The organism is Kribbella sp. CA-294648 (assembly GCF_050943845.1).
Taxonomy (GTDB): domain Bacteria; phylum Actinomycetota; class Actinomycetes; order Propionibacteriales; family Kribbellaceae; genus Kribbella.
On sequence record NZ_CP191981.1, the window covers coordinates 8,239,368 to 8,262,540 of the forward strand.

Consider the following 23,173-nt stretch of genomic DNA (forward strand, 5'->3'; position numbering starts at 1 on the left):
CGCGGTGGAAGATGACCAACTATTCGATTCTGGTGTGAACTGTTTACGGACGAGGTTCCATCGTTGTAAACAGACTCATGAGATCCATCCGCCCCGCTGTGCTCACGCTGGCCGCTCTCGCCGCCGCCGTGCTGATGACTGGACTGCCGACCGCCTCCGCGCCGGCGCCGGAGAAGCCCGTGTCCAACGCGGTCCTTGCCCAGACCTTCCGCAACCCCGTCAACCCGGGCGCCGACCCGTCGCTGTTCTACTACGGCGGCCGGTACCACGTGGCGACCACGACCGGCGACCACATCGGCATCTGGTCGTCCCCGAGCCTGGCGACGCTGCTGGTCGCGCCGGAGAAGGTGGTCTGGCGCGACAGCGATCCGAGCCGGAACACCCAGATGTGGGCGCCGGCGTTCCGGCACGTCGGCAACCGCTGGTACATCTACTACACCGCGTCCGACGGAGTGGACGCGAACCACAGGATGTACGTCCTCGAGTCGGCCGGGGACGACCCGACCGGGCCGTACAGCTTCAAGGCGAAGATCGCCGACTTCGGGCAGTACGCCATCGACGGCGAGCCGATCACGCACAACGGCCAGCAGTACTTCGTCTGGAGCGGACCCGGCCGCGGTCAGGGTGGACCGGCGCAGCTCTACATCGTGCGGATGAGCAACCCGTGGACGGCGACCGGCTCCCGGGTCGCGATCCCGGCCAGCGGGGGTTGCACCGAAGTACGGGAAGGGCCGACGCCGCTGTATCGCAACGGGCGGACGTTCCTCACCTACTCCACCTGCGACACCGGCAAGCCGGACTACCAGGTGTGGATGAAGAGCATCGCGAACGGCGCCGACCCGATGGTCGCCTCGAACTGGGTCCAGCATCCCGGCCCGATCTTCTCCCGCAACAACACGAACGGCGTCTGGGGCCCGGGGCACCACTCCTTCTTCCAGTCCCCGGACGGGACGCAGGACTGGATCGCCTACCACGGCAAGAACACCAGCGCCTACACCTACGCCTTCCGCACCTCCCGGGTCCAGAAGATCGGCTGGAACGCCGACGGTACGCCGAACCTCGGCAGCCCGCTGGCCGCCGGAGCCACCCAAACTCTGCCCTCCGGCGACCCCGGCGCCACCACGGCGGTCATCAACGACACCGACGTCGGCACGGGCCAGAACCAGATCGAGTACGCCGGTGCGTGGTCGTCCGGCTCAGGCTGCGGCAACCAGTGCTTCTGGGGCAACGACCACTGGAGCAACCAACCCAACGCCTCCGCCACCATCCGCTTCACCGGCACCAAAGTCGCCCTCCTCAGCGTCCTCGACACCGGTAACGGCAGAGCCGCCATCTCCATCGACGGCGGCCCCGAACAATACGTCGACTACTACAGCTCGATCCGCGTCGGCGAACAACTCACCTACATCAGCCCAACCCTCCCCGCCGGCCCCCACACCCTCAAGGTGCGCGTCACAGGCACCAAGAACCCGGCATCATCCAACACAGTCATCAGCCTCGACCGCATCGAGGTCTACTAGGCGGCCCGGACCGCCCCCACTCACAAAGGTCGCTCGCCGCTGCGCGCTGCCGCTCAGAACGACCGCGAAGCCGACCGTTAGCAGAGGTTTGTGAGTGGGGGCGGTCCGGGGCTGTGGACAACCGCCGACGGGCGGCGCCGGATTTCTGCACCATTGGGTGGGTGGCGGAGGTTGGGGAGGTGCTGGCGCAGCGCGGCGGGAGTGCGCGGTTCGCGGACCTGCGAGTTGTGGTGTCCGCCCGCAGCATCCGCAACGCGCTGCAAACCGGGCAGATCCGTCGGGTGGCGAAGGGTGTCTACGCTCTCCCGGAGGCTCCGGATGCGTTGACTGCGGCTCGCAGCCAGCGCGGGGTCGTTTCCCACCTCAGCGCCGCTCAGCACTGGGGGATGCAGCTGATCACTCCACCACCGCTGCCGCATGTCACGGTGCCGCGCGGACAGGTCCAGGTGGCTACCGGACAGAAGTGTGTCCTCCACTGGTCGACAGCGCCCTCCCTTGACGACGTCACCACTCCTGTCCGTACCGTTCTCGACTGCATCAGAAGCCTGCCCCTGGCGGAGGCTCTCGCCATCGCCGACTCCGCCCTGCACCACCGGATCGTCGACGCCGACGACTTGTTCGCCGCCGCTGCGGCGTTGCGCGGGCCGCACCGGCTACGGATCCGGAACGTGGTGGCGTTGGCCGACGGCCGGGCCGAGTCCGTGCTGGAGTCGGCTTTGCGAGCGATTCTGATCGAGGCTGACATCGAGGGATTCGAACCGCAGTATGCCGTCCGCGACCGTGACTTCTCAGCGCGTCTCGACCTCGGTCATCCGGCGCTGAAGATTGCGCTCGAGGCTGAGGGGTTCGAGTTCCATGGCACCCGGCAGTCGCTCGTCAAGGACTGCCGCCGGCACGTGAACCTCAGCATCCGCGGCTGGACTCTGCTTCGGTTCAGCTGGGAGGACGTCATGTACGACAGGGAGTGGGTGGCGGAGGTTGTTGCGAAGGCGACCGGACTTCCCCCACTCACAAAGCCACTCCGGCTGGCCGCCTGACGGCTGCGCTGAGCGTGCCGACGTCCCTGGAACAACCCTTTGTGAGTGGGGGCGGTCCGGCATCCTCAGCTGCCGTACATCTCCAGCTCCACGATTCGGGAGTAGGTCAGGCCCTCGTTGCTGGCGAGGGTCAGGACTCTTATTGCCGAAGCAGTCACCGGAGGGAAGGTGGAGCTGACTAGAGGGGCTGTGTTGTTGCGGACTTGGGTGATGGGTTGCCAGGTGCCGTTGACCAAGGCCTGGATGTCCCAGTCCTTCAGGCCGTACTTCGCGGACGGGTACTGCTTGGAGTTGAGGGTGTAGAGGTCCACTCGGCCTACGGTTTGGGGCTGGTCGAAGGTGACTTGGAACCAGTCGGGGAAGTGGCCTCTGGTGGAGTCGTTCCAGCCGGTGGTCTTGCCCCAGTGTTCTGAGTCGCGGTCGCCGTCGACTGCGCCGCAGGCTGGGTAGTTGGGTAGGTGTTCGGTGGATGCGCTCACTGGGACGTAGCGAGCGAGGTTGCCAGTCGTGTCGACTGGTGCTTCGCCGACGTCGACCGGGAGGGTCAGCGTCTGGTCTCCGGCCTTCACGGTGATCGAGTACCTGCCCGGCGCTGTTCCGCGCGGAGCGTTGACGGCGATCGGGACCTTGAGGGTGTAGCCGGGTGGCAGGTAGCTCGACACCAGGCGGCGCGACAGCGTCAGTGGTGCCGGCGCGTCGAGGAACGCGTCGGCGTACACGGCGGTCTTGCCGGTGTTGCCGAAGCGGAGCTCAAAGCCTTGTTTGGCGCACGGCACCGCGGTGACGGCGACCTGGGCGACATCGGCGGACAGGGTCAGACCTCGTTGCACAGCACGTTCCGCGACAGCCGGGCCGGTGGTGGCGATCCCGGCGACCACGGCGACGATCAGGGCGAGGGTGCGGGCTCTCATAGCTCCTCCAGACCGGGGTTGCCGGCTTCCACCACGAACGAGCGGACGGTCGAGACGGGCGCTCCGGGTTTGTCGACGTAGGGCACCATCCGGCAATCGACGCGCAGCTGCGAGTTGTCGAACCGGAGTACGGAGTAGCCGCGGCGTTCGTCGACGAACTTGAGGTGCGGGTTGCCGGCCAGGAACTTCTGCCCGTTGGCCGACACCGGTACGCCGTTCCCGCCGCTGCTGAACGAGGTCGGCACGATCTCCACGCCATAGGTCTGCGAGTCGGGATCGGCGAAGTCTCGCTTCAGCTCCATCGCGTACGAGCTGTGCACGTCGCCGGTCAGCACCACCGGGTTGCGGTGGCGGTTGGCGGCGAGCCCGTCGAGCATCACCTTCTGCTCGGCGCCGTACCCGTCCCAGGCGTCCATGTTGTAGAGGTCCGCCGGCGTCGGGTCGAGGTCCATCCGGCTCATGATCACCTGGTTGGCCAGCACGTTCCAGGTGGTCCGGGAGCGGTTGAGGCCTTGCAGGAACCACTGTGTCTGCTGCTGACCGGCCAATACTCGGGCCGGGTCGCGACGGGCCTCCGAGTCGACCTTCCAGCCGTCACCGGCCGCCTGGTCCGACCTGTACTGCCGGGTGTCGAGCACGCTCAGCTGCGCCACCCGCCCGAAGGTGAAACGCCGGTAGAGCAGGTAGTTAGGCCCTTGCGGGGCCGGTCCGCGCAGAGGCAGGTTCTCCCAGTACGCGCGGTACGCGTTGGCCCGGCGTACCAGGAAGTCTTCTACTGGAGCATTGGATTTGGAGATCGGGCCGGCGTAGTTGTCCTGTACTTCGTGGTCGTCCCAGGTCGTGATCCAGGGCGCACTCTGGTGGGCCGCCTGGAGATCGGGGTCTGACTTGTAGAGCGCGTACTGGAGCCGGTAGCGATCCAACGTGTCCGCCTCTGTACGGAACTGGCTGGGGACCGGTGTGGTCACGTTGCGGAGCCCACCAGCGGCGGAGATGCCGTACTCGTAGATGTAGTCGCCGAGGAACACCACTGCGTCGACATCCTCGTTGGCCAGATGCCGTTGGGCCGTGTAGTAGCCGTCGGTCCATGCCTGACACGAGCTCACGCCCACCGTGAACTGAACGCCTCGCTGGCCGGGCGCGGGCGCAGTACGGGTCCTGCCTGTCGGGCTGAGGTAGCGGTCGACCTTGAAGCGGTACCAGTAGTGGCGACCAGCTTCCAGACCCCGTACGTCGACGTGCACGCTGTGGCCGAACTCTGGTCGCGCAGTGGCTCGTCCGGACCGCACCACCCGCCGGAAGTGCTCGTCACTGGCCACCTGCCAGTCGACACCAACCTCCTTGTACGGCGCGCCGCCGAGCGGTTCGTAAGGCTGTGGCGCAAGGCGGGTCCAGATGACCACTGCATCCGGCAGCGGGTCACCGGAGGCGACGCCGAGGGTGAACGGGTTGCCGGTGAGCCCACCGGCGTTCCCACTGCCGAGCGCGGTGCCCGGCAGGTTGGTCCCGAACGCCACCGCGGTGGCGGCGCCGGTGAGGGTGAGGAACCGGCGCCGGGCCAGCCTCACCGCTGGGCGGAGATCTTCGGTCACGTGATCAACCCTTCAGTCCACTGGAGAAACCGCGGATGACGTAGCGCTGGAGGACCAGGAAGACGAGCAGGATGGGCAACGCGGCCAGTACCAGGCCCGCGGCGACCAGGCCGTAGTCGGAGGTGTACTCGTTGACGAAGGCAAAGACCCGGACCGGGACCGTCTCCCGGCCGGAGCCGCCCAGGTAGAGCAGCGGGGTGAAGAAGTCGTTCCAGATGTGCACCGCGTTGAGGATCAGCACGGTGCCGGTGATCGGCCGGAGCAGCGGGAAGATCACGTGCACGAAGGCCTGCAGGTGCGAGGCGCCGTCGATCAGCGCCGCGTTGGTGTAGTCGCCGGGCAGCGACCGGATGAAGCCGGTGTAGAGGAACACCGTGAACGGCAACTGGATCCCGGTGTAGAAGAGGATCATGCCCTGGTACGTGCCGAGCAGGCCGAGGTCGTTGACCAGCTGGTACAGCGGAATCATGCCGAGCTGGAACGGCAGGATGATGCCGACCAGGAACAGGATGTAGAGGCTGTAGCTCAGCCGCCCCGCCTGCCTGGCCAGGAAATACGCCGCCAGCGAGCCGAGCACGATCAGCAGCAGCACGCTGGAGACGGTGATCAACGTGCTGTTGAGCAAGGCCGATCCGAGTGAGGCCGACTGCCACGCAGTACCGAAGCTCTCGGTCGAGGGCGGGTTGGGTGGGGACAGCGGCTTGTTGGCGATCTGGCCCGGGTCTTTGAAGGCCAGCGTCACCAGCGCGTAGACCGGGAAGAGGAAGGCGACGGCGGTCGCGATCATGACGACTTCGAGGACGAAGGTGCGGGGCCGGTAGGCGGTTCTCATGCTGTCGTCTCCCGGGATCGCAGGTAGGCGATCTGGATGAAGGAGACGGCCGCGACGAAGATCGCCAGCACCAGGGCGACCGCGGTGCTGTAGCCGAACTTCCCGAACACGAAGGCCTGTTTGTAGAGCACCGTCGACAAGGTGTCGGTCGCGTACCCCGGGCCGCCGTTCGTCATCGCGATGATCTGGGTGAACAGGGTCAGGCCGCCGACGGTCGAGAGCATCACGTTGATCGTGACGGCCGGGGCCAGCAGCGGCCAGGTGATGTGCCGGAACCGCGCGACGGTGCCCGCCCCGTCGACCATCGCCGACTCGTGCAACTCCTTCGGTACGCCTTCCAGTCCGGCCAGGAAGATCACCATCGAGTACCCGGCGCACTGCCAGATCACGGTGAAGGCGACCGACCAGATGGCCAGCGACGGATTGCCGAGCCAGTCCTGCCGGAGCGAGCCCAGCCCGATCGCGTTGAGCGCCGCATTGAGGCCCGCGTCCGGCGCCGGGTTGTAGACGTACTTCCAGAGGAACGACACCATCACCGGGCTGACCACGACCGGCGCGAAGAAGATCACCCGGAGGGCCATCCGGCTCTTGATGGTCGTGTGCACCCCGAGCGCCAGCAACAGCCCGAGGCCGTTCTGGACCACCACGATCGCCAGCGTCAGCAGCAACGTGTTGCGGAGTGCACCGAGTGCCTGGTCGTCGTGGATCAGCTGCTGGAAGTTGTCGAGGCCGACGAAGGAGCGCTGCTCCCCCACCCCCGACCAGTCCGTGAAGGCCGACCCCGCGCCGATGATGCTCGGGTAGAGCATCACCAGCGCGTAGACGACCAGCGCGGGCGCCGCGAACAGCCAGGGCGGCGCGACGCCACTCCGGCGGCCCGGTCGTCGTTGCACCGGTGGCCGGTGCTTGGCGGCCGGCGGCGTGATGACTGCCGTCATGCGCTCTTCCGGTAGGCCGCGTCCATCTTCTTGAGCGCCCCGTCGACCGTGGTCTTCCCGCCCAGCAGCTCCTGTACTACGGCGAAGTGCGTCGGCTGGACCTCCGCGTTCGGCCAGCGCTGGTCCATGAACGGGACCGCCTTGTCGCCGGACAGGAACGGCAGGAACGGTTTGAGCACGGGGTCGACCTTCGGTTCGCCCTCGGAGTACAGGGGCACGCAGGCGACGGCTTCGGCCCAGGCGTTGACCATCGCGGGCTGGCCGCAGTACTCGAGGAACTTGCGGGCCTCCTCGGCCTTCTTGCTCTTCGCGCTGACGGCGAGGCCGACCACGATGCCGCCGGGGATCCAGTTGTCGGCGACGGTGTCGGTGGCCGGCAGCGGGAACATGCCGAGGTCGTCCGGTGACGGCGCGGCCGCGCGATAGGCCTGCAGGACGGCGGAGACCTGGACGGCCATCGCGGCCTTGCCGGTGCCGACCATCGAGGTCGCCTGCTCGTACGTCGTCCCGTTCGGGTTGTCGTTGAAGAAGCCGCGCTTCTGCAGTTCGAGGTACTTGTTCATCGCGTCGGCCCAGCCGGACTCGGCGAAGGTGGCGGAACCGGCGGCCATCTTGTCGTCGAAGTCGGGCTGCTTGGCGTAGACCGTGCCCGGTACGAGGGCGTAGTTGATCAGCTGGGTGACCCACGGCGTCTGGGCACCGAGGGCGAGCGGGACGATGCCCTTCTTCTTCAGGGTTTCGCACACGGTGAGCAGCTCGCTCCAGGTGGTGGGAATCTCCACCCCGGCCTTGGCAAATGCCTTCTTGTTGTAGATCGCGCCGAGCACGCTGGTGCCCGGCGAGAAGATGAAGGTCTTGCCGTCCTGCTGGTACGCGCCCTTGAAGCCGGTCGGGATCTTCTGGGTCCAGGCCTGCTCGCTGAGGTCCGCGAGCAGATTCGCCTTGCTGAGCTGGACCATCGACATCGCGCTGCCGTTGCCGGGATAGACGGCGTGCAGGTCGGGTGCGTTGCCCGCCGCGAGCTGGGCGCGCAGTGAGGTCTGCAACTGGTCAGCCGGCGAGAAGGACAGGTTGAACTCGAAGGAGCCGTTCTGCTTCTTGTACTCCTCCAGCGCCTTGCGCAGGCCGGCCTCCTGGCTGCCGGCGCCGATCACCTTCAGAGCGCCACCACCGCTACCGCCGGAGCCGCCACCGCCACAGCTCGCGAGGGCGCCCGCTGCCGCGGCGCCGCCCAGCAGTTGCAGGAGTCGCCGCCGGCTGACCGGCGTACGGATGATCTCGGATGCCACGGTTCCTCCTGAGCCCGGGGCGCCGAAGCCCCGCGGGAAATATCACCGCTGAATGTGAACAGAACGTGAAGAAGTGTTATATTCCCCACTCGGCGTAAGCTACGAAGACCTGCGAGGGCCTGTCAAGGGTTCGGCGGAGACCGCTTGAAAGGATTCAGTAGGGCCCGCCTGGCAGTTGCCTGAGAAGATGGCCGCGTGCCCGAGACCACCCGTGCCCTGCTGACCGCGCAGGCAGCCGCCTGGCAGCGGATCCTGGACCACCCGTTCGTCTCCCGGACCTCCGCCGGTTCGTTGCCCAAGGCCACCTTCGATCGCTGGATCGCCGAGGACTACTTCTTCGTCCGCTCGTTCCAGCGCTATCTCGAAGCGCTGTCCGAGGTGGCGCCCGACGACGAGGCGAGGAAGGTGCTCGCGGGCGGTCTGGCGGCGTTGGTGCCGGAGCTCGCGCTGTTCGAGCTGGCAGCCACGCAGCGTGGTGTCGACCTCACCGTCGAGCCCTCGCTGCTCAACCTGGGCTACTCGTCGTACCTGTTCACCTCGGTGGACGAGGGCTGGCCTGTTGGCATCACCGTGCTCTACGGCGTCGAGAAGGCGTACTACGACGCATGGGCCTCCGTGCGCGACCGGACCGACCCGGAGACGCAGTACGCCGGTTTCATCGCGAACTGGTCGTCGCCGGAGTTCGCGGCGTACGTCGACCGGCTGGCCGGCCTGGTCGACCGGGAGCCGCTGACGCCGGCGATGACGCTGGCCTTCGACCGGGTGGTCCGCTTCGAACTCGCCTTCTGGGACCTGGTGCACGCGTGAAGACCCCGGTCCTGGTCATCGGCATCACCCTGCTCGCCATCGCCGGCGCCGCCGCCGGGTACTACGGCGGCGAGCTGGCCGACCCCGGTCCGACTCCGTACGGCGTCTCGGCCGGTCCGCTGCCGGGTGTCAAGGTCGCCCCGTCCACCCCACCCATCACGCTGTCGCGCAAGACGCCGAAGCCGAGCAAGGTGCCGCCGCTGCTGCCCGGTGAGCTGGAGTTCAAGACCCGCAACTTCAGCGTCGAGAGCACGGCCGGCGAGCAGGTCCGGCTGTCGGTCCGGACGCCGTCCAGCTGGAAGCTGACCGACAACCCGAAGGCGCCCACCGAGGTCAAGTTCGTCGGGGCGCAGGGCGAACGCGCGATCCGGATCGAGTCGGGGTTCCCGCCCGACAAGTCGGTGGTGCAGTCCCGCGACGAGATCGTCAAGGGCCTCGCGGAGAGCCAGCCGTTCCAGAACGACGTCCAGATCAAGTCGCAGAGCGAGAGCCGGGTGGAGGGTGACGACGGCAGCCTGCGGACGGTCTCGACGCTGGTCTACACCTACATCCCCGACGAGGTCGTCCGGTACGTGATCGTCCGGTGGGTGGCGACCGGCCCCGACGACACCGCGACCGTCGAGATGAGCATCGCCGGACTTCCGCAGGACGTGAAGGCCTTGAACGAGATACTGGACCAGGCGACCAGATCGGTGAAGTTCCGGGACTGACCCGAACCAGAACACGGTTTACGGTGTCCAAGACGTAGCGGGCGGACCAGAAGGAGGGGTGGGCGTGGCCGGCAGGAGACTCGGGCGCGCGCTGCTCGGCTCCGGCCTGCTCGGAGTGACCCTGCTGGGGGGAGCAGGGGGCTACGGGCTGGGGCTGCTGACGACGGGCGAGCAGGCTTCGGCGGGGACCGCGGCGACACCGCTGACCGGAACGTCCGCTGCTCCGACGACGCCGCCCACCGCCGCACCCAAACCGATCGTGCCCGACAACAGCAAACCGCTGCGGGCCAAGGACATCGAGTACAAGATCCGCAGCTTCACCGTGCGGGATGCCCTGGAGTCCGCGGTCAGCGTGCGCGTTCCGGGCGACTGGCAGCTCAGCGTCCCCCCGGACACCGAGAAGTACATGCGTTACAACGAGCCGGCCCGCAAGCGCTGGATCCGGATCGAAGCGGGTTTCACCGTCCAGCGGTCGCCGGCGCTGTCGATGGCCGCCAGGATCGACTTGCTGCAGGACCTACCGGCCACCCAGAGGCTCACCATCATGACGCACTCCGTCGATCCGAAGACGCAGGACGCGACGCTGCTCTACAGCTACGTACCGGACCGGACCCTCCGGTACGTGATCGTCCGCTGGGTGGCCGACCCGGCCGGCCTGTGCCACTTCGAGATCGCGGTCACCGGGCTTCCGCAGGACCAGCCGGCACTCGAGGTCATCCTCGACCACGCCGCCAAGTCGGCCACCCGCTCCGACTCGCCGCTCAACTGATTCCGTCAGGCCGAGCGGGGCCAGATGGTGCGGAAGATGACCGAGCGCAGGCGGTAGAACCGGCGACGGCTCGACTGGACCAGAGCGGGGGACGGACGGAGCCGTTCGGCGACAACTCTCACGGGGATCCTTCAGCTGGAAAAGGTGACCGTATTCGCCACCTCAAGGGCCTTGTCACTCTCGGATCCAGGCACCTGGACCTGGATCAGCATCGACTCACCAGCCCCCGTGCTGGCTACTCGCTGCAGCAGCGTAGTGCCATTTCTGCAATTATTCGAAATCTGGGTTCCCTCGGTCGGCGGCAGGATCTCCGTGCAGCCGTACAGCTTCGGGTCGGGCATGGCTCTGGCCGGGGTTGCGTTGGGGCCGAGCAGACCGACGAAGACGCCTGGGGTGTCGCTGCCGGGCTCGGCCCAGCGGTTGTCCTTGCTGACCCGCAGCGCCGGCTGCTCCGTCGTCGCGCCGGGCGGACGCCAGTTGGTGGTGGCGACCACCGCGGCCCACTCGTGCGGCAGTTTCACGGAGAACTTGCCCTCGGTGACCTTGATGAACTGCGTCGCCTGCAGGTACCGCTGCACGCCGAACCCGCCGCCTGCTCCCAGCACCAACGCAAGCACAGCAGCCAGCACCCAGCGCCCACGCCGCCGCCTCGGCTGAGCAGCTGGTACTGCGCCCGTGGCCGCCGCCGCGCTCCCCGCTACCTGTCCCGCGCTCGCCGCACCAGCCTGGCCGGTGCCCGCTGCCCCAACCTGCCCCTGGCCCGCTGCCAGCCCCTGGCCAGCCGCCGTCTGGGCCGCACCCACCTCGCCCGCCTGGGCCGCGCTCGCGGCCTGCGCCTCGCCCGATGCCGCCACCGGTCCCTGGCCAGCCGCACCCGCCTGGCCCGCTGCCAGTGCCTGTCCCTGGCCCTCGCCCGCTCCGGCGCCGGCATCGGCGTCCACGGTCGTAGTGCCGGTCTTGACGACTGTCGGGGCGTTCGACTCGCTCAGAGCGGTCTTCTCGCCGACTTCCGTCTCCTCGGCCTGCGGCTTCGCGGCGGTCGAGGCCGCTGCGAGCGTCAGTGGCGCGGTGAGCGGGACCGGAGTACCGGAGCCGACCAGGAAGCTCTGGGTGGTTTCGTCGAGGCCGCCGACCAGCTCGCGGGTGAAGGACTCGATATCGGGCCAGCGCTTCTCGCGGTCCGGGTCGAGCGCGCGGACGATCGCCGCATCGACCCGCTCCGGGATCTCGAAGCCCAGCGAGCTGGGCGGCGGCGCTGCCTTGACCCGCCCGGCGGCGCCCAGACCGTCCACCTGATGCGGCGACCGGCCGGTCAACGCTGCGTAGGCGACCGCACCCAGTGAGTACTGGTCGGCGCGCTGGTCGAGCCGCTCCCCCAACGCCTGCTCAGGAGCCACGTACGACGGAGTCCCGCCGGGCATGGTGATTCTCGACACCTCGTCGAGCGACTTGCCCAGGCCCAGGTCGGACAGCACGGCCCTCTCGCCGTCCTCGTCGGTACTGCGGAACAGCACGTTGGCAGGCTTCACGTCCCGGTGCAGCAGCCCGCGCCGGTGCAGCGCCTGCAGGCCGCGCCCGACCTGGACGATCACGCCGATGGCGGGCTCCAACGACAGCGGGTCCTTCTTCAGCCGATCAGCGAGCGTGCCGCGGTCGGCGTACGTGAGCACCAGGAACGGCCTGCCGTCCTCCAGCTCGCCCACGTCGTGGACCTGGACGACGTGCTCGGACTCGACCCGGCGCAGGAACCGCCCCTCCTCGAGGAAGCGGCGCCGGACCGAGTCGTCGTGGGCCCAGTTGTCGGCCAGCACCTTGACCGCGACCTCGGCGTCGAGCTGTTCGTCGTACGCCAGCCACACCGTCGCGAAACCGCCTGAGCCCAGGCGGCGGCGCACGACGTACCGGCCTAGTCTGATAGGGACCCCCATACAGGGCATTATGGTGCACGCGGAGTCCTCCGCCCTGGGGACCGATACAACGAAGGCGCAGATGAGCGACAGCAGCAGTCCGACCGACGACCTGGCCGTCCTGGCCGAGCGTGCCGCCGGTGGTGACAAGAACGCGATGGACGACCTGCTCCGGCTGGTCCACCCCCGCGTCCTGCGGATCTGCCGCAGCGTGCTGCCGTACTCCGCCGACGCCGAGGACGCCGCCCAGGAAGCACTGCTCAACATCGCCACCAAGATCCACACGTACTCCGGCCGGAGCAGCTTCTCCACCTGGGTGCACTCGGTCGCGGCGAACTCGGCCCGCTCGACGTACCGCAAGCTGAAGCGGACCGCGCAGGCGGCGCACAACCCCGAGCAGATGGACAAGCCCGACCCGCGCACCACCAGCGTCATCGCCGGCACCCGGCTGGACCTGCTGGAAGCCCTGGAGACGCTGGAACGCGACCGGCCGCAGATGGTGACGCCGCTGGTCCTGCGCGACGTCTACGGGCTGTCGTACGAGGAGATCGCCGCCGAGGTCGGGGCACCGCTGGGCACCATCAAGTCCCGCATCCACGACGCCCGCGAGGTGGTCCGGCCGCTGCTGCGCCCGAAGGACTGAGAGTTTGGGGGCTCCCGCGGGGGCTCGGGGTGTGCTCAGATGGGGGCATGAAGAAGCTCATCAACGCCCCTGCCGATGTTGTGAGTGAAGCGCTGGCCGGGATGGCGGCGGCGCATCCGGATCGCCTGCGGGTGGATCTGGAGAATCGGATCGTCTATCGCAAGGACGCGCCCCGGGCCGGGAAGGTCGGGCTGATCTCCGGCGGCGGGTCCGGGCACGAGCCGCTGCACGGCGGGTTCGTCGGGCTGGGGATGCTCGACGCCGCCTGCGCGGGTGAGGTGTTCACCTCGCCGGTGCCGGACCAGATGATGGCCGCGACCAAGGCCGTCGACGCGGGTGCGGGCGTCCTGCACATCGTGAAGAACTACACCGGCGACGTGATGAACTTCGAGATGGCCGCCGAACTGGCCGCCGCCGACGCCGGCACCGAAGTACTGTCCGTCGTCACCGACGACGACGTCGCGGTCCAGGACAGCCTCTACACGGCCGGCCGGCGAGGAGTCGGCGTCACCGTGCTGCTGGAGAAGATCGTCGGCGCCGCCGCGGAGGAGGGCCGGCCGCTGCAGGAGGTCGCCGACCTGGCCAAGCGGGTGAACGACAACGGCCGCAGCATGGGGATGGCGCTGACGTCGTGCACGGTACCGGCCGCGGGCAAGCCGACCTTCGAGCTGGCCGAGAACGAGATGGAGGTCGGCATCGGCATCCACGGCGAGCCCGGCCGGAAGCGGTTGCCAATGGCATCGGCCAAGGAGATCGCCGCATTGCTGGTCGATCCGGTTCTCGGTGATCTGCCTTATCAGCAAGGCGACTCGGTGATTGCCTTCGTCAACGGAATGGGCGGTACGCCGCTGCTCGAGCTGTACCTGATGTACAACGAGGTGCAGCAACTGCTCGACCGCGCGGGCATCACCGTCGCTCGCTCGCTGGTCGGCAACTACATCACCTCGCTGGAGATGGCCGGCTGCTCGGTCACCCTGCTGAAGGTGGACGACGAACTGGTACGTCTCTGGGACGCCCCGGTGAATACCCCCGGCCTACGCTGGGGCGCGTGAGCATGGGAGTGGAGAACTTCGGCGAGTGGTTGCGGGATGCGGCTCGGACGTTTCATGAGAACGCGGCGTACCTGACCGAGCTCGACTCGGCGATCGGGGATGCGGACCACGGCAGCAACATGGACCGTGGGTTCGCGGCTGTCGTGGCCGTGCTCGATGAGAGCTCCTTCGAATCGGTTGACGAGCTGCTGAAAAAGGCCGGGATGACGCTGGTCAGCAAGGTCGGCGGGGCGAGCGGGCCGCTGTACGGGACGTTCTTCCTGCGCTTCGGCACGGCGCTGGCGGGTGCTGAGATCACGCCCGCGACGGTTGGCGAGGCGTTGAAGGCGGGCGTCGGCGGGATCCTCGCGCGCGGCAAGGCCGAGCTTGGTGACAAGACCATGTACGACGCTTGGGCACCGGCTCTCGACGCGTACGACGCTGCTGTGGCGGGCGGGTCCGATCTCGGTGCGGCTCTCACGGCGGCGGCTGAGGCGGCGGCCAAGGGGCGGGATGCGACAACGCCGCTGGTGGCACGCAAGGGCCGGGCCAGCTATCTCGGTGAGCGCAGCGCGGGCCATCTGGATCCAGGAGCAACCAGCACAACGCTGTTGCTGGAATCGGCCGCACGCACGCTGGCATGACAACAAGCTGCTCGCTGCGGCCCGCTAGCCGCAGGCTCAGCGCGGCGACGGGCTGGACGCTGCGGCTGGCTCGCCGCGAGCTCGCGGCGGTGCCGACGTGATCGGGATTGTGGTTGTTTCGCACAGTCGGGCGTTGGCGGAGGCTGCGGTTGGGTTGGCTTCCGAGATGGTTGCCGAGGGCGACCGGCCGGTGATCGCGGTTGCGGCAGGGCTGGACGAGACGACGTTCGGGACGGACGCGGCTGCGGTGGCGGAGGCCATCGGGGTTGCGGACAGTCCTGATGGGGTGTTGGTGCTGCTTGATCTGGGTAGCGCGGTGCTGAGCGCGGAAATGGCGCTGGAGTTCGTCGATCCGGAGCTGGCCGAGCGGGTGAAGTTGTCCAGCGCGCCGTTCGTGGAAGGGCTCGTCGCGGCCGTGGTCACCGCGTCCACCGGGGCCGGGCTGGACGCAGTACTGGCGGAGGCTTCGCGGGGGTTGGCGGGGAAGCAGGATCACCTCGGCGACGCGGTTGTTGCCGAGTCACCGCTTGATGTTGCTCCGGACCACTTCGTTGAGGTTGCTGTCAGCAACGAACATGGATTGCACGCACGGCCGGCGGCGAAGGTGGTCGGGTTGGCGCAGCGGTTCGACGCGAGGGTGACGCTGACCAATCTGACCACCGGGAAAGGCCCGGTCGAGGCGGGCAGTCTGAGCATGGTGGCGACGCTCAATGCCCAGCAGGGGCACCGATTGCGGGTCGGCGCGAGTGGCCCGGAGGCCGCCGAGGCGTTGGCTGCTCTCGGCGCGCTCGCTGATCGCGGGTTCGACGACTTACCGGCGTCGGCTCCTCCCACGGCAGTCGTCGGCAAAAGCGGGTCAGGGCTGGACGTGGCGGTCGGGGCGGCGATTCTGGCTGACCAAGAGGTTGACCTGAGCAACTACCAAGCCGGAGATGTCGACGCCGAGCGGCAGCGGGCGCATGACGCGCGCGCGGTCGCCGAAGCTCAGTTGACAGCGCTGCGGGACGAGACGGCCAGGACGGTCGGTGTCGCGGAGGCTTCGATCTTCGATGCCCAACTGGCTTTGCTGGGTGACGTCCTGGTGCTCGACGCGGTCTTCCGGGCCATCACCCAGGGCGCGGACAAGAGTGCGCCGGAGGCTTGGAAGGCGGCGCTGGATGCTGTCGCGGCGAGCTTCGAGGCGTTGGACGATCCTTATCAGCGGGAGCGCGCTCAGGACGTCCGCAGCGTGCGCGATCGCGTACTGCGCGCCCTGGTTGGCCGAGACGAGACGGCAGCGGCTGGGCCGGAGCTTGCTGCAGGCGGCAGCGGTGCGGGCGGGTCTGGGCCCGCGGTCGGTGGAGTGCTTGTTGTGCGGGAGCTTGATGCGGCGACTGCCGCAGGGGTTGATGCCGAGCGGATCGCCGGAATTGCGGTCCGGGCCGCCGGCACGACGGGACACGGGGTCATCGTGGCGCGGTCGCGCGGGATTCCGGTGATCACCGGGATCGGGGACGTTGAAGTACCGACCGGTGCGTTGGTGGGGTTCGATGCGCGGGCACACGAGTTCGTCGTCGAGCCGGCGGATGGTGGTGAGCGGTTGCGGGCCGTCGTACGGGAGCGTGCTGGTGAGCGCGAGGCGGCGTTGGCGGAGGCCGAGCGGCCGGCGGTGACTGTGGACGGCCGGACGATCGCAGTACTGGCGAATGTCGGGTCGGTGCAGGATGCGCTGGATGCGCGCGGGGCTGACGGGTCCGGGCTGGTGCGGACGGAGGTGTTGTTCGGTGAGCGGCGGGTGGCGCCGACCGTCGAGGAGCAGGTGGAGGCGTTCCGTGCGATTGCGGCAGCGTTGGGCGGGAAGCCGATCACGATTCGGACCTGGGACATCGGGGGTGACAAGCCGCTAGCGTTCCTGGCTCAGGAGCGGGAGGCGAACCCGTTCCTGGGTGAGCGTGGGATCAGGGTGTTCCGGCGTCGGCCGGAGTTGCTGCGGGATCAGTTGACGGCGATCTGCCGAGTTGCGGTGGAGACGCCGGTGCACGTGATGTTCCCGATGGTCACGACGGCCGAGGAAGTCGCGTGGGCGCTGGAAGAGTTGGCGGCGATCGGGCGACCCGCTGAACTCAAGGTGGGCATCATGGTCGAGGTGCCGGCCGCGGCGTTGCGGATCAGCACGCTCGCCGCCGGGCTGGACTTCGTGAGTATCGGGACCAACGACCTCACGCAGTACACGACAGCCTCTGACCGCGGGAACAGCGCGGTCGCAGGCTTGGCGGATGGGCTCGACCCGGCAGTGCTCCAGCTGATCGACTGCGTGGTGCGCGAGGTACCACCCGGCGTCGAGGTAGCAGTCTGCGGCGACCTGGCCAGCGACCCGGACGCCGCAGTCCTACTGGCCGGACTCGGCGTCCACGAACTGAGCGCGGTGGGCCCTCAAGTCCCCACCGTCAAAGCCCGGCTGCGCCGAACAGACCTGACTCAGGTGGCCGCAAGCAAGGCGCTCACGATGCCGAGCGCCGCGGCCGTCCGGCAGTGGCTACAAGAGATTCAGGCGTAGTAGCGGAGTTCTACGAGGTTGAAGCCGTTGGTTTGGGTGTCCTTGGCTGGGAGGTCGTAGGACTCGCCTGGCTCGAGGTACGTGACGTCTGGGGTGTTCAGGTCGAGGTCTGCGATCAGGGTGGGGTGCTCGCCGGCGATCCAGGTGTAGCTTTCGCCTGGTTCGGGGGTGAGGTGGATGACCTGGACGTCTGGGTCGTCGATGATCACCTTGGCCGGGACCTCGCCGATGCTGGCGAAGCTGCCCTCGCCCATGGCGGTGTTGGTGTAGGGCTCGCCGGAGGCTTCCTCGCCCAGGTCGAGGAGCTCGATCAGGCGGTTCAGGTACGGCGAGTCGCCGTCGTTGGTGAGCATGTGCACCGGGGAGACCGGGCGGTAGACCGAGCCGCCGATGGTCTCGCTCAGCTGGCGGGCTGGGCTGCCGTCCAGCCAGTCCATGTGGCAGGGCGAGGTCGCCAGGCACAGGACGACGTACGGGTTGTGGTGGAGGTGCCAGCCCTGCGCCTCGCCCGGTGCGAGGGAGACCTCCCAGACGCGGACGCGGGAGTTCTCCAGCAGCACCCGGGTGCCGATCTCGCCGAGCACGACCTCGGTCCCGTCGGGTGCCTGGACGGTGGTGCCTGCGGTCATCGTTGGTCTCCGTTCTGATCGACTGCGCGTTCCATCGCGACCGCGCCCAGGACGACGCCGTCGGGCATCGTCAGCTCGGCGGTCTCGACCTCGGCGAAGCCGAAGGACTTGTACAGCGGTACGCCGGGCAGGGTCGCCATCAGCGCCAGCCTGGTGAACCCTTCCGCGCGGGCGGCGTCCACGCAAGCGGTCAGGATGGCCCGCCCGAGCCCGCGCCGGGTCCAGTCGCCGCGGACGAACATCGCGCGGATCCTGGCCGGTTCGGTAGCCGGGTCGAGCAACCGCTCGTCGGCCCCCGCGACCGACGCGTTGAAGAGCTTGTTGCGCCGGCTCCACCCACCGCAGGCCACGACCTCGCCGTCGACCTCGTGCACGTAGTACGTGCCGTCCTCGATCAGGGCGAGGTCCAGTACGGCGATGTGGCGCGCGGCGCTCGCGGTCTGCGCCTGGTCGTAGTACGCCGGGAAGAGGCTGAGCACGGAGGACTGCATCAGCTCAGCGATGGCAGACGCGTCAGCGGGTACGGCGAGACGCAGCAAGGGATCCACGCCCTCAGGCTAATTCAGCCGCCGGAAGACCCGCCTGGCCACCCATGCCGAGAACCGGTTGAGAAACCGCGACCGAGGCTTTACAGCCGGGGCGGCCACCACTCTTTCGCTCTCCTCCACTGGCTGCTGCGCCATGTTCTGGAGCCGGGAGCTGACACCGAGCAACTTCTGACGGCTGGCCGCAGTCAGCCCGTACGTCGGCCTGCCGGAGTCCTGCGACCTTCTGACCACCAGCGAGTCCCAGATGAGCCGGTCCAGCACCCGCCCAGCCACATGCTCGGTAACACTCACCTCTGCCGCCACCCGGTCGCGCGTCAGCCTGCCTGCGAGCAATGCAGCCAGCACGGCGTGCCGCAGCTCAGCGTCATCCCCGGGCGCAACCGCAGTCGGAACAGACGGCGCCGCGGGCCAGGGATAGCCGGCCTCACGAGTCCGCCGCTTGGTACGCCGCTCAGCGCGCCGCTTGGTACGCCCTGCCGGTGGCGGGTAGGTCATGGGCTCGTTCACCACGAGACTCCTGATCCACGTCATCCGGTCCAGTTCCGGGTCCAGCCGGTGCCAGTTGGTGGACCGCATCATCCGGTACCTGCCGGCGTCCGTCAGCCCGTACTGCGGCCTACCGCTCGACCGCGGCACCTTGCCCACAAGGGAGTCCCGCATCAGGCCGCTCAGGAGCGTGCCGACCAAATGCTCCGGGATGCCCGTCATCGACGCCACCTCGTCACGGCTCGACGGTCCGCCGGACAGCACCCGAAGGACTGCCCACTGCTCTGTGGTCACCGGCCGTTGGCCGGGCGGCGCTGGGGCTTCACGGTGTCAGGCTAATTCAGCCGCGTGGCGCGTACATGATCAGGCCTACGCCGGCTAGGCAGACCAGGGCGCCGGCCAGGTCCCAGCGGTCGGGGCGGAAGCCGTCTAGGAGGACTCCCCAGGCGAGGGAGCCGGCGACGAAGATTCCGCCGTACGCGGCCAGGATGCGGCCGAAGTTGGGGTCGGGCTGGAGGGTGGCGACGAAGCCATAGGCGCCCAGGGCAACGATTCCGCCGAGGATCCAGAGCAGTCCGCGGTGCTCGCGGACGCCCTGCCAGACAAGCCAGGCGCCGCCGATCTCAGCCACCGCCGCCACCCCGAACAACCCGATCGAACGCAGTACGGTCATACCGGCAGGCTAAACGCTCACCCCACCGTCACCTGCGTCGCCGGTCGAGGGCGCGGCGCACGGTCGGGTAGGCCACGGCGACCGCGGCGGCGACGAACGCGAGACCGCCGAGAAACTCCCCCGCCTCCGATGCCCCGATCATGATCCCGACCCCGGCCAGCAGGAACGGGAGGCAGAACAGGAGACGCAGGATGATGCCGATCGTGCTCCATGGAACCGGGGACGGGGCAGCCCGGTGCTCGCCGTACAGGGGTGGCATCGCAGACCGTCGAAGACCTCGATGAGTTGCCCGTGCGTGACCGCCGCGTTCAGCAGGGCGCGCCGCTTGAGCAGCTCGCTCCAGTCGAACCTGCTCTGCTCGTGCTGCCAGGTCAGCATGGCCGAGCAGTAAGACCGCTCGCGTTCCGTCAACGGCATGTCGGCCATCCGCTCGCGGGTCGCGGCGATCCCGGCCTGGTGCTTCGCCATCGACAACGCGTTCGTGTAGTCGCCGAGACCGACCGGACCGTCCTTCACCAGCCCTCGCATCATCGTCCGCTGACCGACCCCGTTAGGGCTCAATCTGTACTCCGTCCGCCCGGCCTGCCAGTACGCCGTCACGCGTCCGTCGCCGGCCATCGTCTGGATCAGCCGCTGGACTGTCGTGGCGCGCAGTCCGGCGCTCTCGGCCAGCTCCGGCACGGAGTACGACGTCGTCTCCGACAGCGCGTTGAGCAGCCGGTACTCGAACTCGGACATCCCGGACATCTCGGCCATGCGTCCCCCAGGCTCTGCCGCCGGTCCACCCCAGACCGGCGTACCGGGTCAGTTTTCCAGCTCGGACGGTCATCGAGTCGATGGACGGAACTGCAGGTTGCTGCAATGTGGGCGGGGTGAAATGGGTGGGCGGGGTGCCGGACATGTGTTGGGTATGACGCAGACACCGACGAGGGCCCGGCCGGGGCCAGTGAGCGAGGCGGGCGTGGGCGACGGGCCGCGGGACCGCCGGCGGGAGAGGTTCGAGCAGCTCTTCGCGGCCAACCGCGAGGCAGTGCTCGGCTACCTGCTCCGCCGGACCGGGAACCGGCACGACGCCGCCGACCTGCTCGCCGACACGTTCCTGGTCGCCTGGCGCCGGCTCGACGACGTACCGGCCGGGGACGAGACCAGACCCTGGCTGTACGGCGTGGCACGGCGAGTGCTCGCCAACCACCAGCGCGGGGAGGGTCGCCGGCACGCGCTGGCCGACCGGCTCCGCAACGAGCTGGCCGAGACCGACGACCCACCCCAGACCTTGACCGACAACTCCCCCGCCGCGATCGCCTTCCGGTGCTTGCCCGAGCAGGACCGCGAACTCCTGTCGCTGGTGGCCTGGGAAGAGCTCGACACCGCCCAGATCGCGATCACCCTGGGCATCACCCGCAACGCAGTACGGATCAGGTTGCACCGGGCCCGGAAACGGTTCGCCAAGCTGCTGACCGCTCCGCTGGCCAATCGATCCCTGATACCTCTGAACCCTGAGAGAGGGGTTTCCCATGAAGACGCCTGACATCGACGCGGTGACCCGCGGCCTCAACCCCTCCCCCCGCACCGACGCCAGCGAGTCCGCCTGGGCCGATCTGTCCGCGGGCATCACCGCTGTGGACACAGCTGACGACACCACCCGAGTCACGCAACTGGCACCCCGCCGTACGCCGGCCCGCCCGCGGCGCCTGGTGCTCGCCGCCGCCTGCACCCTCCTGATCGCCGGCGTGGTCGCGGCATCGGTGGTGAACCGTCCAGGGCAGGACCTGCCGCAGGCGCTGTCCGTCACGGATCTGGGCGACTCGCTGATCGTCCGGGTGGTCGACGAGAACGCCGACCCGGCGGCGTACAACCAGCAGTTCAAGAAGCTCGGGCTGAACATCAAGGTGAAGATGGTGCCGGTCGCACCCTCGGCCGTCGGCAACTACGCCTCCTTCCTGTACTACGCCGGCAGCGACGGCACGAAGCTCAGCCTCCTGGAGCCCGGTGAGAACTGCCCGCCGACCCTGAACGCGACCGACCCGGGTTGCCAGTACGGCGTCGAGGTGGGCAAGTCGTTCAAGGGCGAGGCCGAGATCGAGTTCGGGCGGGAAGGCAAGCCCGGCGAGCTGTTCCGGTACATGCCCAAGGAGGCCAACGCTCCGGGCGAGGTCCTGGCGGGGATGAAGTATCGCAACAAGCGGGTGGCCGAGGTGCAGAAGCTGATCGCCGCCCGCGGTGTCACCATCGACCACTACCTCAACTCGAAGACCGAGAAGGTCAACGGCGTCACCACTGCCAGGGACGTCGACCCGGCACCGGGTGACTGGTACGTCCACGAGGTCTGGCCGCACTCCGCGGGCAAGGTCCAGGTGTGGATCGGCGCCGAGCCGGAGAAGTAGCCGGCAGGACTCCCGCCGGGCCTCAGGTCCGGCGGGACTTGCGCGCCGGCGCCTTGGCCCAGCGCCACGCCACGGCGACCCAGGCAAGCGCGGGCAGGGCGAAGATGGCGGCGGCGATCTCGCGGCCGAAGACCAGGAAGACCAAGCCGGTCAGAAAGAACGGCAGCGCCATCCAGACCGCGCCGACGAACGCGGCCCAGCGCCAGCGGCCGGCCGGGCGCGGTTTGGGAGCGTAGAAGGCAGGCGCTGGAAGCCCGACGAAAGCGGCCTGCAGCTGTCCGTGCGTGACGGCCTCGTTGACGATGTCAACCCGGCGATGCAGCTCGTCCTCGTCCAGGCGGCCGATCGCGAACTGCTCGGACAACTCGTCGATACTCAGCCGGCGATCCTCGTCGGTGAGCCGGACCGGCTGCATCCGGCGCCGCGCGGCGACCACCCGGGCCTCCTGGCTCGCGGCGGCGGCATAGCCCGCCAGCTTGGCCAGGTCAGCTTTCGGCCGGTCGTTGTACCGATCGGTCATCCTCACACCCCACTCCCTGTCCCGAGTGTGCCAGCCCCGAGGGCAACACCCAACCGGCTCAGTTCGTCAGGCGAGCCCGCAACCGGTCCAACTGCTCGAAGGTGAGGCCGCTGTTGGTGAGATACCCGGCCACGTCGGTCGATCCGAGAAACGCGACCATCGCCAGACACGCATCCGCACAGTGCTCCTCGAGCGCCGCCCCGCTGAGCGCCGCCCCTCTGAGCGCCGGCTCGCCCGCATCAGGGTGCTCCTCGTAGTACGCGTTCATGCTCCGGACGGCCAACTCGTAGTCATCCAAAATGTCCGCCACCGGCGTGCCAACCAGAGACAGCAGCATCGCGATGATCATGCCGGTCCGGTCCCGGCCGGCCTTGCAGTGCACGAGTACGCCGCCCGGCGACGCGTCCGCGATCCGCGCGAACACCGAGGTGATCAGCCCGGGCCAACGACGGAGAGCCTCCCCGTAGTACGCCGGACTGTCGAGCCGCTCACCCCACTCAGCCATGAACTCGGCATCCTGCTGATCCTCGACGGGATGGTGGTGCACAACATCAAGCACCCGTACTTCGAGCCGCTCGTAGTCGTTCCGCAGATCGATGACCGTGCTGACCCCAGCCTCGGCCAACTGCTCCCACCCGGCGTCGGTCAGCAGATCAGGCCGAGCCGACCGATAGACCCGCCCCGGCTGGATCGTCCCCGATCCAGCCAGCAACCCACCCAGGTCCCGCGCGTTCACCGCGCCGTCCCAGTCCAGCTCACGACTCATC

General features: G+C 68.5%; 24 protein-coding genes and 1 pseudogene. 12 read left to right on the forward strand and 13 right to left on the reverse strand.

Features of this window, described 5'->3' with window-relative positions; translation table 11 throughout:
* Window positions 1-77: 77 nt before the first annotated feature.
* Window positions 78-1,520, forward strand: coding sequence for a family 43 glycosylhydrolase (locus ACQPYM_RS39340; RefSeq protein WP_433011551.1), 1,443 nt, complete (start codon window positions 78-80; stop codon window positions 1,518-1,520).
* Between the two features lie 161 nt (window positions 1,521-1,681).
* On the forward strand, window positions 1,682-2,557 hold the full coding sequence (locus ACQPYM_RS39345) for a hypothetical protein (protein ID WP_433011554.1): 876 nt from the start codon (window positions 1,682-1,684) through the stop codon (window positions 2,555-2,557).
* Between the two features lie 65 nt (window positions 2,558-2,622).
* On the opposite strand, the gene ACQPYM_RS39350 is transcribed toward ACQPYM_RS39345, so the two are convergent.
* Genes ACQPYM_RS39350 through ACQPYM_RS39370 form a run of 5 tightly spaced genes read right to left on the reverse strand, consistent with a single transcriptional unit; the run spans window position 2,623 to window position 8,119 of the window.
* Complete coding sequence (locus tag ACQPYM_RS39350) at window positions 2,623-3,468, reverse strand: discoidin domain-containing protein (protein ID WP_433011556.1); 846 nt, start codon at window positions 3,466-3,468, stop codon at window positions 2,623-2,625.
* A complete protein-coding gene (locus ACQPYM_RS39355) occupies window positions 3,465-5,060 on the reverse strand; it encodes an alkaline phosphatase D family protein (protein WP_433011559.1) in 1,596 nt (531 codons plus the stop codon). Before ACQPYM_RS39355 ends, ACQPYM_RS39350 begins: the two co-directional genes overlap by 4 nt.
* A 4-nt stretch (window positions 5,061-5,064) precedes the next feature.
* The gene (locus tag ACQPYM_RS39360; protein WP_433011562.1) at window positions 5,065-5,892 is read right to left on the reverse strand and encodes a carbohydrate ABC transporter permease; all 828 of its coding nucleotides are present in this window, start codon (window positions 5,890-5,892) and stop codon (window positions 5,065-5,067) included.
* Window positions 5,889-6,830, reverse strand: a complete 942-nt coding sequence (locus ACQPYM_RS39365) for a carbohydrate ABC transporter permease (protein ID WP_433011565.1) — start codon at window positions 6,828-6,830, stop codon at window positions 5,889-5,891. The genes ACQPYM_RS39360 and ACQPYM_RS39365 overlap by 4 nt, the downstream gene beginning before the upstream one ends.
* Window positions 6,827-8,119 carry an ABC transporter substrate-binding protein gene (locus tag ACQPYM_RS39370; protein ID WP_433011568.1) on the reverse strand — a complete coding sequence of 431 codons (1,293 nt, stop codon included), beginning with the start codon at window positions 8,117-8,119 and terminating at the stop codon, window positions 6,827-6,829. The genes ACQPYM_RS39365 and ACQPYM_RS39370 overlap by 4 nt, the downstream gene beginning before the upstream one ends.
* Window positions 8,120-8,314: 195 nt before the next feature.
* Between ACQPYM_RS39370 and ACQPYM_RS39375 the strand changes: the two genes are divergently transcribed.
* The 3 genes from ACQPYM_RS39375 (at window position 8,315) to ACQPYM_RS39385 (ending at window position 10,405) form a co-directional block, all read left to right on the forward strand.
* Complete coding sequence (locus ACQPYM_RS39375) at window positions 8,315-8,926, forward strand: transcriptional regulator (protein ID WP_433011571.1); 612 nt, start codon at window positions 8,315-8,317, stop codon at window positions 8,924-8,926.
* Window positions 8,923-9,636: a hypothetical protein gene (locus ACQPYM_RS39380; protein WP_433011574.1), complete on the forward strand. Its 714-nt coding sequence runs from the start codon at window positions 8,923-8,925 to the stop codon at window positions 9,634-9,636. The genes ACQPYM_RS39375 and ACQPYM_RS39380 overlap by 4 nt, the downstream gene beginning before the upstream one ends.
* 64 nt (window positions 9,637-9,700) lie before the next feature.
* On the forward strand, window positions 9,701-10,405 hold the full coding sequence (locus ACQPYM_RS39385) for a hypothetical protein (RefSeq protein WP_433011578.1): 705 nt from the start codon (window positions 9,701-9,703) through the stop codon (window positions 10,403-10,405).
* 131 nt (window positions 10,406-10,536) lie between these two features.
* Here ACQPYM_RS39385 and ACQPYM_RS39390 read toward each other — a convergent pair whose 3' ends face one another.
* Complete coding sequence (locus ACQPYM_RS39390; RefSeq protein ID WP_433011581.1) at window positions 10,537-12,333, reverse strand: serine/threonine-protein kinase; 1,797 nt, start codon at window positions 12,331-12,333, stop codon at window positions 10,537-10,539.
* A 61-nt stretch (window positions 12,334-12,394) separates the two neighbouring features.
* Between ACQPYM_RS39390 and ACQPYM_RS39395 the strand changes: the two genes are divergently transcribed.
* The 5 genes and pseudogenes from ACQPYM_RS39395 to ptsP all read left to right on the forward strand — a co-directional run bounded on the left by ACQPYM_RS39395 (window position 12,395) and on the right by ptsP (window position 17,166).
* Entirely contained in the window at window positions 12,395-12,955 is a 561-nt protein-coding gene (locus ACQPYM_RS39395) for an RNA polymerase sigma factor (RefSeq protein WP_360279620.1), read from the forward strand.
* A gap of 47 nt (window positions 12,956-13,002) precedes the next feature.
* Window positions 13,003-14,007: a dihydroxyacetone kinase subunit DhaK gene (gene dhaK, locus ACQPYM_RS39400; RefSeq protein WP_433011584.1), complete on the forward strand. Its 1,005-nt coding sequence runs from the start codon at window positions 13,003-13,005 to the stop codon at window positions 14,005-14,007.
* A 2-nt stretch (window positions 14,008-14,009) separates the two neighbouring features.
* Window positions 14,010-14,630 carry a dihydroxyacetone kinase subunit DhaL gene (dhaL, locus tag ACQPYM_RS39405; RefSeq protein ID WP_433023478.1) on the forward strand — a complete coding sequence of 207 codons (621 nt, stop codon included), beginning with the start codon at window positions 14,010-14,012 and terminating at the stop codon, window positions 14,628-14,630.
* Between the two features lie 97 nt (window positions 14,631-14,727).
* Window positions 14,728-15,138, forward strand: a pseudogene (gene dhaM / locus ACQPYM_RS39410) (dihydroxyacetone kinase phosphoryl donor subunit DhaM); the annotation flags it as partial.
* Window positions 15,139-15,234: 96 nt separating this feature from the next.
* Window positions 15,235-17,166 (forward strand): phosphoenolpyruvate--protein phosphotransferase, encoded by a 1,932-nt coding sequence (gene ptsP, locus ACQPYM_RS39415; RefSeq protein ID WP_433023480.1) that lies wholly within the window; start codon window positions 15,235-15,237, stop codon window positions 17,164-17,166.
* Here ptsP and ACQPYM_RS39420 read toward each other — a convergent pair.
* From ACQPYM_RS39420 to ACQPYM_RS39440, 5 genes are all read right to left on the reverse strand, one after another.
* Window positions 17,157-17,795: a hypothetical protein gene (locus ACQPYM_RS39420; RefSeq protein WP_433011587.1), complete on the reverse strand. Its 639-nt coding sequence runs from the start codon at window positions 17,793-17,795 to the stop codon at window positions 17,157-17,159. The two genes, ptsP and ACQPYM_RS39420, sit on opposite strands and share 10 nt — an antisense overlap.
* On the reverse strand, window positions 17,792-18,343 hold the full coding sequence (locus ACQPYM_RS39425; RefSeq protein WP_433011589.1) for a GNAT family N-acetyltransferase: 552 nt from the start codon (window positions 18,341-18,343) through the stop codon (window positions 17,792-17,794). Before ACQPYM_RS39425 ends, ACQPYM_RS39420 begins: the two co-directional genes overlap by 4 nt.
* A 9-nt stretch (window positions 18,344-18,352) precedes the next feature.
* Complete coding sequence (locus ACQPYM_RS39430) at window positions 18,353-19,051, reverse strand: hypothetical protein (RefSeq protein ID WP_433011592.1); 699 nt, start codon at window positions 19,049-19,051, stop codon at window positions 18,353-18,355.
* A 118-nt stretch (window positions 19,052-19,169) separates the two neighbouring features.
* Complete coding sequence (locus ACQPYM_RS39435; protein WP_433011595.1) at window positions 19,170-19,502, reverse strand: YnfA family protein; 333 nt, start codon at window positions 19,500-19,502, stop codon at window positions 19,170-19,172.
* Window positions 19,503-19,640: 138 nt separating this feature from the next.
* Complete coding sequence (locus tag ACQPYM_RS39440; protein WP_433011598.1) at window positions 19,641-20,240, reverse strand: helix-turn-helix domain-containing protein; 600 nt, start codon at window positions 20,238-20,240, stop codon at window positions 19,641-19,643.
* A 172-nt stretch (window positions 20,241-20,412) separates the two neighbouring features.
* On the opposite strand from ACQPYM_RS39440, the gene ACQPYM_RS39445 reads away from it, so the two are divergent.
* A complete protein-coding gene (locus tag ACQPYM_RS39445; protein WP_433011601.1) occupies window positions 20,413-21,030 on the forward strand; it encodes an RNA polymerase sigma factor in 618 nt (205 codons plus the stop codon).
* Complete coding sequence (locus ACQPYM_RS39450; protein WP_433011604.1) at window positions 21,017-21,886, forward strand: hypothetical protein; 870 nt, start codon at window positions 21,017-21,019, stop codon at window positions 21,884-21,886. The genes ACQPYM_RS39445 and ACQPYM_RS39450 overlap by 14 nt, the downstream gene beginning before the upstream one ends.
* Window positions 21,887-21,908: 22 nt before the next feature.
* On the opposite strand, the gene ACQPYM_RS39455 is transcribed toward ACQPYM_RS39450, so the two are convergent.
* Window positions 21,909-22,406: a DUF1707 SHOCT-like domain-containing protein gene (locus ACQPYM_RS39455; RefSeq protein WP_433011607.1), complete on the reverse strand. Its 498-nt coding sequence runs from the start codon at window positions 22,404-22,406 to the stop codon at window positions 21,909-21,911.
* A gap of 58 nt (window positions 22,407-22,464) precedes the next feature.
* A complete protein-coding gene (locus tag ACQPYM_RS39460) occupies window positions 22,465-23,172 on the reverse strand; it encodes a tyrosine-protein phosphatase (RefSeq protein WP_433011610.1) in 708 nt (235 codons plus the stop codon).
* Window position 23,173: the final 1 nt, after the last annotated feature.